The sequence below is a fragment of the Glutamicibacter sp. AOP38-B1-38 genome, assembly GCF_052377485.1.
Classification (GTDB): Bacteria; Actinomycetota; Actinomycetes; order Actinomycetales; family Micrococcaceae; genus Glutamicibacter.
The window spans coordinates 48,948-66,563 of record NZ_JBQSWU010000017.1; the positions used below are offsets into that span (position 1 = coordinate 48,948).

General features: G+C 64.2%; 17 protein-coding genes and 1 riboswitch. Of the genes, 7 read left to right on the plus strand and 10 right to left on the minus strand.

The window, feature by feature from the left end; all coding sequences use genetic code 11:
- Positions 1–76: 76 nt before the first annotated feature.
- The 6 genes from ACT3TP_RS11430 to ACT3TP_RS11455 all read right to left on the minus strand — a co-directional run bounded on the left by ACT3TP_RS11430 (position 77) and on the right by ACT3TP_RS11455 (position 6,252).
- The gene (locus ACT3TP_RS11430; protein ID WP_096282954.1) at positions 77–1,348 is read right to left on the minus strand and encodes a uracil-xanthine permease family protein; all 1,272 of its coding nucleotides are present in this window, start codon (positions 1,346–1,348) and stop codon (positions 77–79) included.
- A gap of 29 nt (positions 1,349–1,377) precedes the next feature.
- A complete protein-coding gene (gene thiD / locus ACT3TP_RS11435; RefSeq protein WP_444620626.1) occupies positions 1,378–2,814 on the minus strand; it encodes a bifunctional hydroxymethylpyrimidine kinase/phosphomethylpyrimidine kinase in 1,437 nt (478 codons plus the stop codon).
- Complete coding sequence (gene thiE, locus ACT3TP_RS11440; RefSeq protein WP_096282956.1) at positions 2,811–3,452, minus strand: thiamine phosphate synthase; 642 nt, start codon at positions 3,450–3,452, stop codon at positions 2,811–2,813. Before thiE ends, thiD begins: the two co-directional genes overlap by 4 nt.
- Positions 3,445–4,239, minus strand: coding sequence for a hydroxyethylthiazole kinase (gene thiM / locus ACT3TP_RS11445; RefSeq protein WP_096282957.1), 795 nt, complete (start codon positions 4,237–4,239; stop codon positions 3,445–3,447). Before thiM ends, thiE begins: the two co-directional genes overlap by 8 nt.
- Positions 4,229–4,323, minus strand: a riboswitch (TPP riboswitch). Its footprint overlaps the gene before it by 11 nt.
- Positions 4,324–4,357: 34 nt before the next feature.
- Positions 4,358–4,726: a GntR family transcriptional regulator gene (locus tag ACT3TP_RS11450; RefSeq protein WP_444620627.1), complete on the minus strand. Its 369-nt coding sequence runs from the start codon at positions 4,724–4,726 to the stop codon at positions 4,358–4,360.
- The gene (locus tag ACT3TP_RS11455) at positions 4,723–6,252 is read right to left on the minus strand and encodes a hypothetical protein (protein WP_444620628.1); all 1,530 of its coding nucleotides are present in this window, start codon (positions 6,250–6,252) and stop codon (positions 4,723–4,725) included. The genes ACT3TP_RS11450 and ACT3TP_RS11455 overlap by 4 nt, the downstream gene beginning before the upstream one ends.
- 87 nt (positions 6,253–6,339) lie before the next feature.
- On the opposite strand from ACT3TP_RS11455, the gene ACT3TP_RS11460 reads away from it, so the two are divergent.
- Both ACT3TP_RS11460 and ACT3TP_RS11465 read left to right on the plus strand, forming a co-directional pair.
- The gene (locus tag ACT3TP_RS11460) at positions 6,340–7,773 is read left to right on the plus strand and encodes an aldehyde dehydrogenase family protein (protein WP_444620629.1); all 1,434 of its coding nucleotides are present in this window, start codon (positions 6,340–6,342) and stop codon (positions 7,771–7,773) included.
- 76 nt (positions 7,774–7,849) lie between these two features.
- Positions 7,850–9,292 carry an amino acid permease gene (locus ACT3TP_RS11465; RefSeq protein WP_444620630.1) on the plus strand — a complete coding sequence of 481 codons (1,443 nt, stop codon included), beginning with the start codon at positions 7,850–7,852 and terminating at the stop codon, positions 9,290–9,292.
- Here ACT3TP_RS11465 and pgm read toward each other — a convergent pair.
- Complete coding sequence (gene pgm, locus ACT3TP_RS11470) at positions 9,289–10,887, minus strand: phosphoglucomutase (alpha-D-glucose-1,6-bisphosphate-dependent) (RefSeq protein WP_444620631.1); 1,599 nt, start codon at positions 10,885–10,887, stop codon at positions 9,289–9,291. The genes ACT3TP_RS11465 and pgm overlap by 4 nt on opposite strands.
- 55 nt (positions 10,888–10,942) lie before the next feature.
- Between pgm and ACT3TP_RS11475 the strand changes: the two genes are divergently transcribed.
- The 3 genes from ACT3TP_RS11475 (at position 10,943) to ACT3TP_RS11485 (ending at position 12,297) form a co-directional block, all read left to right on the plus strand.
- Positions 10,943–11,266, plus strand: coding sequence for a DUF4190 domain-containing protein (locus ACT3TP_RS11475; protein WP_105554094.1), 324 nt, complete (start codon positions 10,943–10,945; stop codon positions 11,264–11,266).
- A 73-nt stretch (positions 11,267–11,339) separates the two neighbouring features.
- A complete protein-coding gene (locus ACT3TP_RS11480) occupies positions 11,340–12,089 on the plus strand; it encodes a hypothetical protein (RefSeq protein ID WP_096282963.1) in 750 nt (249 codons plus the stop codon).
- Positions 12,076–12,297, plus strand: coding sequence for a helix-turn-helix domain-containing protein (locus tag ACT3TP_RS11485; protein ID WP_096282964.1), 222 nt, complete (start codon positions 12,076–12,078; stop codon positions 12,295–12,297). The genes ACT3TP_RS11480 and ACT3TP_RS11485 overlap by 14 nt, the downstream gene beginning before the upstream one ends.
- 51 nt (positions 12,298–12,348) lie before the next feature.
- Here the strand turns inward: ACT3TP_RS11485 and ACT3TP_RS11490 are convergent, their stop codons facing one another.
- Together ACT3TP_RS11490 and ACT3TP_RS11495 are read right to left on the minus strand one after the other, a co-directional pair.
- On the minus strand, positions 12,349–13,806 hold the full coding sequence (locus ACT3TP_RS11490) for a peptide MFS transporter (protein WP_096282965.1): 1,458 nt from the start codon (positions 13,804–13,806) through the stop codon (positions 12,349–12,351).
- Positions 13,807–13,900: 94 nt separating this feature from the next.
- Positions 13,901–15,247, minus strand: a complete 1,347-nt coding sequence (locus ACT3TP_RS11495; RefSeq protein WP_096282966.1) for an amidase — start codon at positions 15,245–15,247, stop codon at positions 13,901–13,903.
- 67 nt (positions 15,248–15,314) lie between these two features.
- Here ACT3TP_RS11495 and ACT3TP_RS11500 point away from each other — a divergent pair, with 67 nt between their 5' ends.
- Both ACT3TP_RS11500 and pheA read left to right on the plus strand, forming a co-directional pair.
- Positions 15,315–15,641 (plus strand): rhodanese-like domain-containing protein, encoded by a 327-nt coding sequence (locus ACT3TP_RS11500; RefSeq protein ID WP_096282967.1) that lies wholly within the window; start codon positions 15,315–15,317, stop codon positions 15,639–15,641.
- Complete coding sequence (gene pheA, locus ACT3TP_RS11505; protein ID WP_096282968.1) at positions 15,638–16,561, plus strand: prephenate dehydratase; 924 nt, start codon at positions 15,638–15,640, stop codon at positions 16,559–16,561. Before ACT3TP_RS11500 ends, pheA begins: the two co-directional genes overlap by 4 nt.
- On the opposite strand, the gene ACT3TP_RS11510 is transcribed toward pheA, so the two are convergent.
- Positions 16,558–17,589 (minus strand): diacylglycerol/lipid kinase family protein, encoded by a 1,032-nt coding sequence (locus ACT3TP_RS11510; protein WP_255248299.1) that lies wholly within the window; start codon positions 17,587–17,589, stop codon positions 16,558–16,560. The two genes, pheA and ACT3TP_RS11510, sit on opposite strands and share 4 nt — an antisense overlap.
- Between the last annotated feature and the right edge of the window lie 27 nt (positions 17,590–17,616).

Here is a 17,616-nt window from a genome sequence, read left to right on the forward strand (position 1 = left end):
GGGCATTTCCGGCAGGGCAAAAGAAAACCGGCATCATGAGCTTGATCACAATGCCGGCTGGTTCTTCGGTCTTGGCTTAGCGCTCAACCGGCTCAAGGTTGCTATTGCGCAGCTTGGCCACGGTATTCATCAGGTGGTAAACCACCAGGGTCGCGATGGTGCCCAGCGCGATGCCGCCCACCTGGAACTGGCCGAAACTCAGATCGGTGGTGACCGCAATCGCGATAATCAGTCCGGTTCCGGCGGTCATCAGGTTCACCGGGTTCTGGAAGTCCACCTTCGCCTCGATCCACAACCGGGCACCGATAATGCCGATCATTCCGTACAGCACGATCCCCAGACCGCCGATCACCCCGGCCGGAATGGTATTGATCAGGGCGCCGAATTTCGGCAGGAAGGCCAGCGCTATCGCGGCGACCGCCGCGACCCAGTAGGCCGCGGTGGAGTAGACGCGCGAGGCGGCCATCACGCCGATATTCTCCGCATAGGTGGTCGTCGCCGAGCCGCCGCCCATGCCGGCCACCAGGGTTCCGACGCCATCGGCCATCAGCGCTCGCCCATTGAATTCGGAGAGGTCCTTGCCGGTCATGATGCCCACGGTGCGCACATGGCCGATATTCTCGGCGATCAGCACGAATACCGCCGGCAGGAACATCAACGCCACGCTGAAATCAAAGCTGGGGGCATGGAACTGCGGCAGCCCAATCCAGCCGGCCTGGCCCACGGCGGCAAAGTCCACCTGGCCCTGGAGGAGTGCAATCGCGTAGCCGATCACCAGGCCCACCAGGATCGACAGGCGCCCGAGCAGCCCCTTGAACGCGACGGTGGACAGCACCACGGCGAGCACCGTGAGGAAGGTCGTCGCCGGGAAGTCGCGCATCGGAGCCAGCGTGGCGCTGGCGAGGTTCAAGCCGATCAGCGCGACGATGGTGCCCATGACCACCGGCGGCATCAACGCGTGGATCCACCGGGTGCCGGTCTTCGCCACGATCGCGCCGACGATGAACAGCGCCGCACCGGTCATCGCGATGCCGCCCAGCGCCGCGGAGAAGTCGTCGCCGACCTTCGAGGCCATCACCGGGGCGATCAGCGCGAAGGAGGAGCCCAGGTAGCTGGGCACCTTGTTCTTAGTGATCAGCAAGAAGATGATCGTCGCGACGCCGGTGAACAGCAGCGTGGTGGTCACCGGGAAGCCGGTCAGCGTCGGCACCAGGATGCTGGCGCCGAACATCGCCAGAATATGCTGGGCTCCGATCGAAATGGTCTGCGGCCAATGCAGCCGCTCATCCGGGGCAACAACCTCACCTTCGGTGATGGTCTTCCCGTTGCCGTGAATGCTCCACTTCATGCGTTCCTCCAGAATTCCTGGCCCCGCGTTTAGGCCGTAGAGAAGTCTACGCCCTTCGCGTGCGCTTGGGCGAAGAAAGTCAGCTCATGCTCGGCCGAACGCCGGAATGCATCCCACATCCGCTCGCGCAACCCCGGGTCCGCGAGCCGCCAGGCGGCCGCCACCAGCTCGATGGCCGCCGCGGTGGCCTCGTCGAACTCCGCCGAACTGTAGGTGGCCAGCCAGCTCTCATACCGGTGCCCGGCATGATTCGCGGCGCTCAGCCGATTGCCAATGTCCTGGTAGATCCAGTAGCAGGGCAGGATCGCGGCGATCAGCTCCGGATAGCTTCCGGCGCAGGAGCTGAGGTGGTTGACGTAGTTCAACGTGGTGGCGCTCGGCTCGGGGGCCAGGTCCAGCAGCTCGCTGCGGTGCAGCTTCAGCTCGCCTTCCAGGATGCCTTCCGCACCCTTGGCCCAGAAGCGCTGGGCCTCGAGCTGCGGGGCCAGCGCGCTGGCCTGCGCGAGCACCTGCGCATAGCGCTGCAGATACAGGGCGTCCTGGGCCAGATAGTACTCGAAGCGTTTGCGCTCCAGCGTGCCCGCGGAGAGCTCGCGGATGAACTGAAGCTCATCGATTCCACCGCGCAACCCGGCGATCCGCTCCCACCAATCGGCCATCGGATCCGCGCTTTGCCCCGCGAAGAGCCCGGCAAAGTGGTTCACCGGTCCGTGCCCGCTGCCCACCTGCAGCTCATCGGCCGCGGCAATCGCCGCGAAGAGGTACTCCTTCGCCGCGCCCAGGGCCTTGGCCCAATCCCCGCCGCGGGCATAGTGCGTGGCCAGCGCGCTGGATAGCGTGCAACCGGTGCCGTGGGTGTTGCCGGTGGCGTGGCGTGGGCCGTCATAGCAGGCGATCACCCCGGCCGGACCCACCAGCGCGTCGGGGCAGCTTTCGGTGGGCAGGTGGCCGCCCTTGGCGATCACCAGCACCTCGTATTTGGCCGCCAGGCGCTGGGCCTGCTCCAGCAGTTCCTCCCAGCCGCGCACCGGCGGCTCCCCGAGCAGCGCCGCAAGCTCTGCGGTATTCGGGGTGAGCACCTCCGCCCGGGAAAGCAGCGCGTCCAACGCCGAGCCATCGGCCAGCAGCCGGTCCCCGCTGGTCGAGATCATCACCGGGTCCAGCACCACCGGGGCGTGCACCGTTTCCAGCCATCGGGACACCGCGGCGATGATCTGCGGATCGGCCAGCATGCCGATCTTGATCGCGTCGATGCGCACATCTGCGGACACCGATTCCAGCTGCTTGGCCACGAATTCCGCGTCGACGGCCTGCACCGCATCCACCCCTAGGGTGTTCTGCGCGGTGAGCGCGGTGATCACGGCCATGCCGTAGCCGCCGTTGGCGCCGATGGCCTTCAGATCCGCCTGGATGCCCGCGCCTCCCGAGGGGTCGGAGCCGGCAATGGAAAGAATGTTGAGGCTCATTTGGCACCTTCCCAGCGGTCCAGCAGTTCGGCGCTGGCCGCCTGCGGATCCTCGGCGGCGCAGATCGCGCGGACCACCGCCATGCCGGCGGCCCCGCCGTCGCGCAGCGCCGCGGCATCCGCGGCGGTCAGCGAGCCGATGGCCACGGCGGGCAGCTCGGTGAGCCGCTTGGCCCGCAGGAATCCATCGATGCCCAGCGGGGTGGGATGGTCCTTCTTCGTGGGCGTCGCGCGGATCGCCCCGACCCCCAGGTAATCGAGGTATTTCGCGTCGGCGTTGGCCCCGGTCAGCTGTTCATCGGTGGAAGCGCTGAGCCCGATAATCCCCTCGCCGATGATTTCGCGGGCGTAGCGCACCGCAATATCCTTCTGCCCGATGTGGATGCCGGTGACCGCGGCACCCGCTGCCCGTGCCGCGAGGAATACGTCGATGCGGTCGTTGACCAGCAGTTCGGCCTTGCCGGCGGTGAGTTCTGCCGCCGCGCAGGTAAGTTCGAAGAATTCGCGGGCGGTCTCGTTCTTGGCCCGCAGCTGCACCCATTGCACACCCGCGGCCACCGCACCTTCGATGACTTCCAAGGTGCTGCGCGGCTGGCAGCTTTCGGTGTTGGCTACCAGGTAGATTCCCAGATCACGCATTATTTGCCTCCTCAAGGCGCAGGTTGTGCAATTCCTCGGGGTCCAGCAGCGAGAGTTCGTCGAGGAAGGCCGCGGCGAAACTTCCCGGACCGCGGCCGATGGCCAGGGCCTTTTCGGCGGCCAGTCCGTACAGGCCGTGGGCTGCGATCGCCGCGTCGAACGGGTCTTCGCTCACCGCGAGCATTCCGGCGCAGATTGCACCCAGGGCGCAGCCGCCGCCGGTAATCCCGGTCAAGCCGATCCCGTTGCTGTGCACCAGCGTGGTGCGTTTGGCATCGATGATCGCATCGGCCGCCCCGGAGATCGCGACCACCGAACCATATTCGGCGGCCAACTGGCGTCCGGCCTCGATGGCCGCGTGCACGGTGTCCTGCGCGTCCACTCCGCGCCCGGTCGAGCTCCGCCCGGCCAGCGCCAGAATTTCCGAGGCATTGCCGCGGATCAGGGTGGGGCGCTGGGTCACGATTTTTCGCGCGAAGTCAGTGCGCACCGGCAATGCGCCCACGGCCACCGGGTCCAGCACCCAGGGGGTGCCGGCCTGGTTCGCACCGTGAACCGCTTCGTCCATGGCGCGCAGCTGTTCGGTGCTCGGGGTGCCCAGGTTCACCAGGACCGCGGAGGCCACCGCGGCAAATGGCCCGGCTTCGCCGGGCAGGTCGGTCATGGCCGGAGCCGCCCCGGAGGCCAGCAGCGCATTCGCGGTGAAGTTGGTGACCACGGTATTGGTCAGGCAAAACACCAAAGGGGATTGTTGCCGGTAATTCCGGGCAACGGAAGTCAGGGTCATGCGACATCCCTCCGCTAGTTTGAACTAGTTCAGGTTCGACGGGTCTCATCTCAGTCGGTGAATCCGACACCCCGTGTCACTGGCTAGAGCGTACTCACCAAAGCCGCGGAAGAACAAATTATTGCCGCGCCCGGCGTTGCACCAGCGCCCTGACGGTGGCCTCGTCGATTCCCTGAGCTCGGGCCAGCTCCCACACCCGATCCACCGCTTGAACCAGATCACCGGAGGATTTCTCCATATCGGCTCCGGCGTTCACCACCGTTCCGGCACGCCGCCGGGAGGAAACCAGTCCGATGGCCTCGAGTTCCTTGTAAGCGCGGGCCACCGTCCCGGAAGCGACCCCCAAATCGGTGGCCAGTGCCCGCACCGTAGGCAGCTTGCTTCCCGCCGGCAGCTCGCCCAAGGAAATCAGCGAAGAGATTTGCGTGCGGATCTGTTCATAGGGCGGAACCGCCGCGTCCAGGTCCACGAAAATATGTTGGCTCATACGCGCTGCGGCACCCTAGCTTCTGGGCGGGCCAAAATGATCACTGCCGGGCAGCAGAAGACGATGATCCCCACGGCCGAAACGTAGGGACCTGCCTCGTAACCCCAGGCCAGCATGGCGACGGCCGCCGCGGTGACTACACGGATGGCGCGTAGTTCGTGAACCTGGCGATACCAAATTTCTTGCTCCACGGTGACATCCCAAGGCAAGGCCGCACGCCGAACCCACCAGATGTGGCAGGCGGTAGCGGCAAGCAACGCGAGGAGCGCACCCAGCGCAAAGACCGGTTTGACCGGAACTAGACCCCAAAAATATTCGAATGGTGGATTGATCAGCAGGTATGTGGCGCCGATGAGCAAGAGTCCGGCGAGCACATAGACATAGCGCGGCAGGTCTGCGCTGTGCCGAGCCAGTGAATGGGTTCCCCTGGACTTCAGGTGCAGGTAGCCCAGGAACCCGGCATTGAGCACCAAGAACAAGAGGGCTACCACCAGGAGCGACACAATTGCCTGCGGGGCATTCTCACCGGGGCGCGCATTGTCCGCGTACTCGGTCTGCACAAGCGAGGAGGAGCAGGCCAGTGCGATGAGTGTGAGCGCGGTGGTGAGGAATCCAATGGCAAACAAATTTTCGCGCATCCGCAAAAAGGAGGAGGCAGGCTTTGGGCTAGTGGTTCTGGCAAAATTTTCCGGTGGCTTCCACAATGCCATGGCGATGAAGGTGATGAGCATGGCCACGTTAGCGGTGTTTTGCCAGGGTTGATACATGGTGCGATCCAGCGACATAAGCCACGAGGCCTTGTAATGCAGCGCCGAGGCTCCAACGGAGGCAAAGGCCAGGATCGAGGTGCGCAGCAGCCGGTTGAGCCAGACTTCGCGCAATACCTGGTTATCGTGGGGGCTGAGCGAACCAAGCGGTTTGCGCAGCAAAATGAAGAGCATCGCGATGAGCAGGGCCAGCGCCAGGGAGGCCAGGTTGATGGCAAACAGGGCCAGCATCTGGTCCGCCGCACGCAGTCCGTCGGTCGCGGACTGCGAAACCCAGGTGCTTCCGTAGGCGTCCGAGGAGGCAACCTCATATTGCGGGGGGACCCCGGTGACGTCGCGGATCATCCACAGGGTAAGACCGGCGCCGAGGAGTACCAGCGCGGCGACGGCACTCAAGGCCTTAGGCAACGGCGTCATCATCGAACGAGGCTCCAGGGAGGCCGCGCGCACATTCGCCACCGACGCCGGCCAGGAGTAGAGGCCGATCAGATAGATCGACAGCAGCCAGAGTGCCGGACCGGTGGCGGCGAGCAGATCGCTGGCCCACAGGGATTCGCCGGCGCCGGCATGGGCCGCTTGCTGGTTGCTCACCCCGCCGGAACTGCTTACGAAGAAGGCAATCAGCGCGCACCAGAAGGAGTGGGATCTCGCCCGCAGCAGTGCGGGCCTGTTGTCTTGACGGGCAACCGTGCGCAGCCACGCGTAGATCAGGGCTGCGCCGATCGCCATGCTGAACGCGGCGGTGGAGAGTTGATCCATAATTACCTCCGTAAGTTGAATAACTAATGTATCAAACACCTGATACAAATGGAATATCCCGGGGAATCAATGAAGTAGCATCGAGCCATGGGTCTCTTTACCTCAAATCCGCTTCCAGATCCCGTCGGCGACGCCGCACCGCCGGTAGACGAGCACCCCTCGCGCATCACCGAGGTCCTCGGGCACCTGCGCCGCTCCGCCGACACCCGCATCACGCACCCGCGGCGCTTTCGCGCCCAGCAGTTGCGTGCCCTGGAAAAGATGCTGGCCGAACGCACGGGAGAATTCCTCGACGCGCTCGCCGAGGACCTTGGCAAGAGCGCCACCGAGGCGAAGTTCAGCGAAATCGACGTGGTCCGTTCCGAAATCGACCACGCCCAACGGCATCTCTCGGAGTGGATGGATTCAACCGCCGTCAAGGTTCCCCTCGCGCTGCAGCCGGCCATGGCCAAGGTCGAGCCCCGGCCGCTGGGGGTCGTGCTGATCATCGGGCCGTGGAACTATCCCTTGCAGTTGATGCTGGCTCCACTGGTCGCCGCGATCGCCGCCGGAAACGCCGCGGTGCTCAAGCCTTCGGAGCTCGCACCGGCCACCTCGGGAGTGCTGGCGAAACTGCTCCCGATGTACCTGGACGCCCGGGTCTACGCGGTTATCGAGGGCGGAGTGGACACCGCCACCGAGCTGCTCGCCGCACGCTGGGACCACATCTTCTTCACCGGTGGACAGCAGGTCGCGCGGGTGGTCGCCGAAGCGGCCGCCAAGCAGCTGACACCCACCACCCTCGAGCTCGGCGGCAAGAGCCCCGCGGTGGTAGACAACCAGTCATTGCCCACCGCCAAGCGCCTGGCCTATGCGAAATTCATGAATACCGGACAGACCTGCGTGGCCCCGGACTATGTGCTCTCCATCGGGGACACCGACGCATTGATCGCCCGGCTCGGCCAGGCGATTGCCGGCTTCTACGGCAAAGACCCGATCAACCACCCGGATTACGGCCGAATCGTCAGCCGGAAGCATTTCGACCGACTGGTGGGCATGCTCGATTCGGGTGAGGTGGTCCACGGCGGCGACTGCGACGCGGACACCTTGCGCATCGCCCCGACCATCATGCGCCAGGTCGACCTCGACTCGAAGCTGATGCAGGAAGAGATCTTCGGTCCGATCCTTCCGGTCGTCGAGGTGGCCTCCTTCGACGAGGCGCTTGAATTCATCGCCGCACGCCCCTCCCCGCTGGCCGCGTACCTGATGAGCGAGTCCCCGCGGCTGCAGTCGATCTTCTCCGATCGAGTGCGCGCCGGAGCCATTGTGCACAATGCGCCACTGGCCCAAATGGTCATCCCGTCCCTGCCATTTGGCGGGGTGGGGGCCAGTGGAATGGGCTCGTACCACGGCAAGTATGGCTTCGACCGGCTTTCGCAAATCCGCTCTGAACTCAGCAAAACGACGGTCATTGACACCTTGAGCGCAATATATCCTCCATATACATGGGCTAAGCGAAAGATTATTGATCGCTTACTGTAGCGCGGTTCATAGCTGCTGAAGCGTTCCAGGTGGAATGATTGTTAAGGCCCAAAAACCTTACTTCAGGAGCATCTGCATGACCGAGCCCGCACCGTCCACCGATGGTTTGAAGCGTGGCCTCAAAGCGCGCCATATGCAGATGATCGCCATCGGCGGGTCGATCGGCACCGGACTCTTTGTCGCCTCCGGCGGCACGATCGCCCAGGCAGGCCCGGGCGGTTCGCTGCTCGCCTACGCGCTGATCGGCCTGATGGTCCTGCTCCTGATGCAGTCCTTGGGCGAAATGAGCGCCCGGTTGCCGGTGGCCGGCTCCTTCCAGACCTATGCTTCGGTCTTCGTCAACCGCCACTTCGGCTTCGCTATCGGCTGGAACTACTGGTTCAACTGGGCCATTACCGTCGCCGCTGAACTGGTTGCCGCGGGCATTGTGATGTCCTACTGGCTGCCGGATGTCCCCGGCTGGATCTGGGCCGGGACCTTCCTGCTCGTGCTCACCGCGCTGAACGCGCTGTCCACCAAGGCCTTCGGCGAAAGCGAATATTGGCTGGCGATGATCAAGGTCATCACGGTGATCGTGTTCCTCATCTGCGGCGTAGCCATGGTGCTGGGCATTATGGGCGGCAGCTCCCCGGGCTTCAGCAACTGGTCAACCGGAGACGCGCCGTTTGTTGGCGGGTGGCTCTCGGTGGTCTCGGTGTTCATGATCGCCGGCTTCTCGTTCCAGGGCACCGAGCTGGTGGGTGTGGCCGCCGGCGAAGCGGAGAATCCGCAGCGCGATATCCCCAAGGCGATCAAGGCGATCTTCTGGCGCATCATGCTCTTCTATGTGGGCGCAATCTTCATTATCGGCACCCTGCTGCCATATACCGACCCAACCCTGCTCGCCAGCGGTGAGTCGGATATCGCCAATTCGCCATTCACCATGGTCTTCGAGCGCGCCGGAATCGCCTTCGCCGCGGCACTGATGAACGCGGTGATCCTCTCCGCGATCCTTTCGGCGGGCAACTCCGGACTATATGCCTCAGCACGCATGCTTTATTCGATGGCCCGCGACGGCAAGGCGCCGAAGATCTTCGGTCGCCTCAATCGCCGCGGAGTGCCCGTGCCGGCCATGCTTTTAACCGCCTCGGTGGGCCTCTTCGGCTTCCTCACCGCCCTCATCGGGCAAGGCTCGGCCTACACGTGGCTGCTGAACGTCTCTGGCCTGTCCGGATTTATCGCCTGGGTGGGCATCGCGGTCAGCCACTACAAGTTCCGCAAGGCATACATTGCCAGCGGGCAGGACCTGGGCAAGCTTCCCTACCGGGCGCCGCTTTTCCCGCTGGGCCCGATCCTCGCCTTCGTGATCTTGATCGTGGTGATCGCCGGGCAGAACTACGAGGCGGTGATCCAGGGCCGGGTGCTGGAGGTGCTCTCCAGCTATATCGGACTGCCGCTCTTCCTGCTGCTCTGGGCGGGCCACTGGTGGAAGACGCGCAAGCAGCCGGAGGTCAAAATCGACCCCTGGAACCTGCGCTAGGCGGCCAGTGCGGCATTAACTATGAGCTGGGCCTCGCGCAATACCTGCGCGAGGTGCTCGGCCGAGCGGGTGGATTCGGCGTAGATCTTGTAGATGTCCTCGGTCCCCGAGGGGCGTGCGGCAAACCACGCGTGTTCGCTGGAGACCTTCAGCCCGCCAATGGCGAATCCCGAGGCCTCGGTGAGCTTCGCGGTGATCGGATCCGCGGCGAGCTCGGTCGCGGTGACCGCCTGCGGGTCCAGCTTGCCCAGCACGGCCTTCTGCGCCCGGGTTGCCGGGGCATCGAAGCGGTCATAGAAACTCTGCCCGTGCGTGGCGACCAGCTCGGCATGCCGCTGGCTCGGGCTTTTGCCGGTCACCGCGCGGATTTCACTGGCAAGCAGCGCGAGCATCAGCCCGTCCTTGTCGGTGCTGAACGCCCGTCCGTTGAAGTCCAGGAAGCTCGCTCCGGCCGATTCTTCACCGCAGAAGGCCACCTTGCCGGAGGCCAGCGGTTCGACGAAGTATTTGAAGCCCACCGGCACCTCGCGTAGTTCGCGCCCATGCGCCGCGACCACCTTGTCGATCAGCACCGAAGAGACCAGCGTCTTGCCGATCTGCGCGTCGGCGGGCCACTGCGGGCGGTGCGTGAGCAGATAGTCGATGGCCACGGCCAGAAAATGGTTCGGGTTCATCAAGCCGCCATCCGGGGTGACGATTCCGTGCCGGTCGGCGTCCGCATCGTTGCCCGTGGCGATATCGTATTTATCCCGGTTCGCGACCAGCGAGGCCATCGCATGCGGCGAGGAGCAGTCCATGCGGATCTTGCCATCCTTATCCAGCGTCATGAAGCCAAAGCGCGGATCCACCTCTTCGTTCACCACGCTCAGGTTCAGCCCATAGCGCCGTGAGATCTCACCCCAGTAGTGCACCGAGGCGCCGCCGAGCGGATCCGCGCCGATCGAGATCCCCGAGGCGGCGATCGCCTCGAAGTCGATCACCTGGGCCAAATCCGCAATGTACAGCTCACGGAAGTCGAAGTCCTCCGGGTTCGCGACCCCGCGCAGGATCTCCCCGCTGCCCATCAGTTCATTGGCCCGAGCCGCGATCGGTCCGGTGATTTCGGATTCCGCCGGCCCGCCGTGCGGCGGGTTGTATTTGATGCCGCCGTCGGCCGGTGGATTATGCGAGGGGGTGATGACCAGGCCGTCGGCCAGCTCGCCGGCCGCGGCATTGTGGACCAGGATCGCGTGGCTGACCGCCGGGGTGGGGGTCAGGCCGGCATCGGCGAGAACCCGCACGCCATTGCCCGCCAAGACCTCCAGAGCGGTGTAATAGGCGGGTTCGGAGAGCGCGTGGCTGTCCTTGCCCACATACATCGGCCCGGTGATTCCCACGGACTTGCGGTAATCCACGACCGCCTGGGTGATGGCCGCGATGTGGAGCTCGTTGAACGTTCCGTTCAGCGAGCTTCCCCGGTGGCCGGAGGTGCCGAAGATGACCGCCTGGTCCGGGTTCTCCGGCGAGGGGAGGATCGAGGCGTACGCGTCGAGTACCGCGTCCAGGTCGATGAGATCTGCCTCGCGCGCAGGCGCTCCGGCTCGTTCGTGTGCCATGTGGTCCCTCTTGTCTTCGTGCATTTTGGCCGGGTTCATAGAATAATCGAAATCGATGACTTACTATCCGAATAATCCGTATCAGCAACCGCGAGAGCCCGCAGGGCTTTCGACGGCTTCGCTCGTGCTGGGCATCCTCTCGATGCTCGGCTTCTGCATAATCATCCTAGTTCCTTTGGCCGGGGTAATCACCGGCCATCTGGCCCAGCGCCGTGAACCGTCAAGCCGCGGGCTGAGTTTGGCCGGCTTGATTACCTCGTGGGTCGGCCTGGTGATCGCGGTATTGCTTTATGCGTTCATCATCTGGTTGGTTGTTTTCTCCGTCGGGGTGATCGAGAACTACGAAGTCGACTATTCGGGCCTGAGCGAGTTCGCCTAGGCCGCTGGTATTCATCAAGCTTCCGAGTTAGCATAACGATATTCGTTGTTAACGACTATCGATAGGATCGGCCATGTCGGGCTTAGCCTTCGGACTCGCGGCAGTCCTCGCCATTGGGGCTCTCGCCCTGCTGCTCATCGCGGTTTTCGGCTCGAAGCGTGGGCCCTCGATTGTTGCTTTCACCCGCATCGTAGCGATCATCGGACTTGTCGGAGTCGGGGTAACCACGATCGCGTCAGCTGCCGTCTTGATCTTCGGCGGCCCGGTTGAAGTCTTGGTTCCGGTGGTGCCATATTGGCCGGAATACCCAAACGTCACGGACGTGACTCCGGAACACGGCGAAGCTGTCGCCGCGGAAATCAACGAAGTGCTGGTGACCGCGAGCAACCTGAGCCTGGGTGTCCGCCTGCTGCTCGCCTCCGGGGCCATCTTCGAGGGGCTGGCCGGCTGCGCGGTGATTCTCGCGGTGATCCTGTTATGCAACCGGCTTCGCGCCGGGGTGGCGTTTACCCCGCGGTTGCGCCGCGCCGGCTGGCTAGTAGCGGCGATCCTTGCCCTGGGCAATACCCTCGGGCAATTCTTGAATGGCTTTGGCAGTAGCCTTGCCGGTGAAGAAACCCTGCGGATCGACGGATTCACCAGCGCGGCTCAAGAATTTACCGCCGCCACCCCCTGGCCTGAACCGACCTTCGCGATCTACTTCGAATTCGGTGCGCTGTTCTTGGCTCTGGGCATTCTGGTGGTCGCCGAGCTCGTCACCGTTGGCCTGACGCTGACTACGCAGAACCAGCGTCTCCAAGCAGATACAGATGGGCTGGTGTAGGCCCATGGGCAGCGTGCATTGCAGGCTTGGTGACTTGCTCGCGGAGCGTGGGATGACCCTCGCACGGCTCAGTGAGCTCGTCGATGTCTCGGTGGTGAATCTATCGATTCTCAAGAATGACCGAGCGAAGGCGATCCGCTACTCCACTCTCGTCGCGATCTGCCAAGCGCTCGACTGCGAGATCGGCGAACTGCTGGTCTTGGCTTAAAACGAAGGCAGGCCCCCGCATGGATGCGGAGGCCTGCCAAAAATTCGGAGCTTAGAGCACCGAGCCCATGAGCTTCTTCAGCGCCGGGGTGGCCGCGATCATTGCCACGCCCAGCACGATGGCGGTGCCGCCCATCGCGAGGAAGTACGGGATTTCGTTGCCCGCAACATAGTAGCCTGCCAGCACGCCCGAAAGCGTGGTGCCCAGGGATACCGAGAGGAAGAACAGCGCGATCATCTGCGTCCCGAACGCCGCCGGAGCCAGCTTGGTGGCAACCGCCTGCCCGATCGGGGAGAGCAGCAGCTCGGCAATGGTGCACAGCAACAGGATGCCGACCATCGCAAGCAGCGGAGTCATCTCCAGGGATTCGAGCGGGATGAAGCACAAGAACGCGGCACCCACGACGACCAGAGCCAAGCCGAATTTCACCGAAGTGCGCGGCTGGCGCTTCCCCAGCTTGGTCCACATGGCGGCGAACACGCTGGCTAGCAAGATGATGAATACCGGGTTGATCGACTGCACCCAGCTCGCCGGCATCTCCCAGCCGCCCAGGGTGCGATCCAAGCGGCTATCGGAGTAGGCCGCGATGAAGGTGAACTGCTGCTGGAACAGCGCCCAGAAGGCCGCCGAGCCGATGTAGAACGGGATGAACGCCCAGACGTGCTTGCGTTCGACGGCGCTGACCTTCTTGCTGCGCAGGATCAATACGAAGTACACCACGCTGGCGGCGATCACCACGTAGGCGATGGTGCTTGCAAGGTTTGCCGGGGTGACGATCTTCAGCGCGAAGACGAGCACGATCACCGCCAAGATCCCCGCGAAGATGCCCGCGTAGCGCTTGCGCTCGTTGGCCGGCAGCGGGTTGGCCACCTGCCCCGCGGTGTCCGGGAGGTTCTTGCGCCCCTTGGTGTAGATAATCAGTCCGAGGGCCATGCCGACGGCCGCGGCGCCAAAACCGTAATGGAAGCCGAGCTTCTGGTGCAGCAGGCCGGTCAGCAGCGGGCCGAGCAGACCGCCGATGTTCACGCCCATGTAGAACAGCGAGAAGCCCGCGTCGATGCGCGAGTCTTCCTTGGAGTACAGCGAACCGACCAAGGCCACCGCGTTGGCCTTCAATCCGCCGGAGCCGACGGCCACCAGGATCAGGCCCAAGGTCAGTCCAAGGTAGCCCGGCAGCAGCGCCAGGGCGACGTGGCCGGCCATAATGCCGATCGCCGAGAAGAACAGCACCCGTTCGGAGCCGAAGAGGCGGTCCGAGAGCCAGGCGCCAAGAATTGTGGACAGGTAGACGGCGCCGCCGTAGGCGCCGACGAGCGACAGCGCCAAGCTTTGATCCATGCCCAGGCCACCATCGGTGACCGAGTAGTACATGTAGTAGGCCAGCAGAGCCTGCATGCCGTAGAAGGAGAAGCGCTCCCACATTTCGACACTAAAGAGGTTTGCGAGCGCACGCGGATGGCCAAAGAAAGTTTTATTGGTACCCGGGGTGCTCGAAGTAACAGTAGACATGCGTAACATTTTTCGCTTTTCCTTGGGCAAGTGCCCACTTTTGCGATCTATTTCACATGTTACCCATACTGCTGGTAACGGTAAATTTCCCGGCTCACTTGCCCAATTGTTTGGCCAACGCCAAAAGCAGTCCCTCATCGGCGCGCGGCGAGATCAGCTGGACGCTCATCGGCATTCCGGAGCTCGAATTCGTGATCGGAACCGTGATTGCGGCGACCGAGGAGACGTTCACCATCGAGGTATAGGGGGTGTACTGGCACTGCAGCATATAGTCGGTATCCGCATCCTTGCGGGTGAAATAGCCAATCTCCGGCGGAGTCGAAGCCATCGCCGGGGTGAGGATCACGTCATGGGCGGACCATTGTCGCACAAAATCCGCAGCGATCTGCTTCAGCCGGGATGCCGCCTGCAGGCTCACCTCGAGGCTGCGCGCGGTGGAGCGCCGGCGGAAGTCTCTGGCCAACTCGCCGAGCAGGCTCTCATCGTCGACCGGAATATTGCGCAATCCATTGGTCCACACCCGGGCGAAGGTTTCCGGGTAGTCGCCCGCGTAGTGAAGATCCGCCGGTTCCACCCGGTGCCTGGCCTCCAGCAGCCGCTTGGCGCGTTCGAAGGCCTCGCGCGCGGGCGCCTGCAGGGTGATCGGGTAGGCGCTTTCGAAGGGGGAGAGGGTGCTGTAGCCGATGCGCAACCCCTTGAGCCTTTCGGGGTAGCTGCCGCGCAGCAGCGGCAGAAAGTGGTCGCTGCCGCGCATCGCATCGAGCAGCATCGCCGCATCCAAGGCATCGTGGGCCAACGGGCCGGAAACCGTCATCTTCGGTGCGCCGAACGCGTCCAGGTAGCCGTCGACCACGTCGCTGGGCACCCGGCCCAGCGAGGGCTTGAGCCCCACCAGGCCGCAGGCTGCGGCGGGGATCCGCACCGACCCGCCGCCATCGGAGCCCGGGCCTACGGGAATCATCCCGGCGGCGATCGCCGCGGCCTGGCCGCCGGAGGAACCCCCTGAGGTCAGCCGCGGATCCAGGGGATTGCGCGAGGGCGGAGCGACGAGATTTTCCGAGTAGCTGCTCAGTCCGAATTCCGGAACCTGCGTCTTGCCGGTGATCACCACGCCCTCGGAACGCAACCGCGCGACCAGCGGGTGATCCGCCGTCGCGAGCTGGTGCTCCATGGCGGCGGATCCGTAGGTGGTGGGCATGCCGGCCACCTCGTTCAGGTCCTTGAATGCCGAAGGCAGCCCGTGCAACCGGCCGATCTGCCCGCGCACCTGCTTCTCATCGGCCGCCGCCGCCGCATCCATCGCGTCGGGAGACACGTACACAAATGCGCCAAGCGAGTCGAGCTCATCGATGCGACGCAGATAGTGTTCGGTCACCTCGCGGCTGGAACGCTCTCCACTGGCCAGCTCATCACGCAATTTCAGGGCGGATCTCGTCTTCATATCTGCTTTCGAGGCGGGGAATGACTAGTCTTATAAGCAAACACCCAACCAGAGAGGAATGCCAACCATGAGCGACTTTGAGACTGTTCAGGTCACCGACGTACCTAAGGACGCGTTGATTCTCGACGTGCGCGAGGACTTCGAGTGGGAGGCCGGCCGCGCCGTTGGAGCCAAGCACATCGTGCTCGGCGAGCTGCCGACCCGCGTGGAAGAGCTGGACCCGGATGTTGACACCTACGTCATCTGCCGCACCGGTGGACGCTCGGCGCAGGCGGCGGCCTGGCTGACCGGCCTGGGCTACACGGCGTTCAACATCGCCGGTGGCTCGGACGCGTGGCTCGAAGCCAAGCTCCCGATGGAAGCGGATAACGGTCAGGAACCCACCGTTCGATGAAATACGCCTATTTAGGCCCTGCCGGAACTTTCACCGAGGCGGCACTTTTGCAGGTTCCCGGGGCGCTCGATTCCGAGCGCATTCCGGCCAGCAGCGTTAATAGCGCATTGGCGATGGTCCGCGAGGGCAGTGCCGACGCCGCGATGGTGCCGATCGAGAACTCGGTGGAGGGCGGCGTGTCGGCCACCCTGGACGCCATCGCCGCCGGAGAATCCCTGCAGATCGTCGCCGAGGTGCTGGTGCCGATCAGCTTCGTGCTGGCGGTCCGGGCGAATATCGGCGCGCTGGAGCAGATCCGCGAAATTTCCACACACGGGCACGCTTGGGCGCAATGCCGGTTGTGGGCCGAAGCGAATATCCCGGCCGCGGTTTTCACCCCGGCTGCTTCCACGGCCGCCGGCGCGCTGGGACTGCTGGACCCGGAGCAGCACCACGACGCGGCGATCTGCTCACCGCTGGTTGCCGAAGCGCGCGGCCTGAAGGTGCTGGTGCGTGGCGTGGAAGACAACGCCGGGGCGGTCACCCGATTTATCCTGGTCACCTCGCCGGGGGCGATCCCGGCGCCGACGGGTGTGGATAAGTCGACGCTGATTCTGCCGCTTTCCGAGGACCGGCCGGGCGCGTTGATGGGAATTCTGGAGCAATTCACCGCGCGCGGGGTCAACCTCTCGCGCATCGAATCCCGCCCCACCGGCGCGGGCCTGGGGCGCTACTTCTTCTCCGTCGACGTCGAGGGGCACATCGCCGAAGAGCGCGTCTCCGCGGCCCTTGCCGGGTTGCACCGGCTCTGCCCGGAGCTGCGCTTCTTGGGGTCCTACCCGGCGGCGCAGGGCACCCGCCCGTTCATCGATACGCACAATTCAGACGGTGCGTTCAGCGAGGCCCGGGACTGGGTGCTCAAGCTGAAGGCCCGCCTCTAGGGCGTGCGAATGCGCAGCGAGGACGGGTTGACCGAGACCTGCAGCTCGTTGACTTGGCCGGTTGGATCCCCGTCGATCTGCGTGTTCATCGGTTCCACGCAGCGCAATGAGATGTCGGTGCTCTGGTAGAAGCTCATCACCGGGATCTTGTTGCGCGAGCGGAATGCGGTCTTCAACAGGATCCAGCCCCATCCGGCGGCCGAACGCGGCGAGAGCACCACCGCGTCGAGCACCCCGTCGTCGATCTTCGCATCCGGGACAAAGTCCACGCCCTGCAGCTTGCCGCAGTTGGCGAAGAGCACCGAGCGGACCTTACGGGTCTGCCAGGCGTCGTCGTTGGAGAGCTTGATCTCGACCTTTTTGCGCCGCCCGGGCAGCTGGCGCAGCCCGGCCTCCGAGTAGGCAAGCCAGCCGACCTTGGATTTCAGCTCCTCGTCGGTGTCGTCGAACAGGTCCGCGTCGGTGCCCACCCCGGCGATCACCAAGAACGCGTGGTCCGCGCTACTGCCATCCAGCAGTTTCAGCTTCATATGGCCCACGTCGATGCGTCGCACCATGCCGCGCACGGCGACCAGCGCCGCGGTGTGCAGGTCGTCGAGCGGCACCTCGACGTTTCGGGCCAGCAGGTTGCCGGTGCCCAGCGGCAGCAACCCGAGAGTCGTTTCGGTGCCTTCGAGTACTTCTGCGACGGCGCGAATCGTGCCGTCGCCACCGGCGGCAATAATTGTGTCGCATCCGGCATCGAGCGCATTTTGGGCGGCTTCTTGACCCGCATTCTCCGGTGTCGTTTCGAAAACCAGCGGCTCTTCGAGGCCGGCCTCGGCACACACGTGGGCTACCGCATCACGCGCTTCGACGGCACCTGACTTGGATGGATTGATGACCAGCCCAACCTTCTTCGACTCGGATTGCTCCTTCGCCGAAGGGTGCTGGCTCATCGGTTTCCCGTCCTGAGACAGCTTACGCACGGAATACCCGGTTACGGCCGCGAGCACAGCTGCGGCACCGGCTACGGATAATAAGATCACGCGGTTTCTCTGCATAGTGCTCTCATC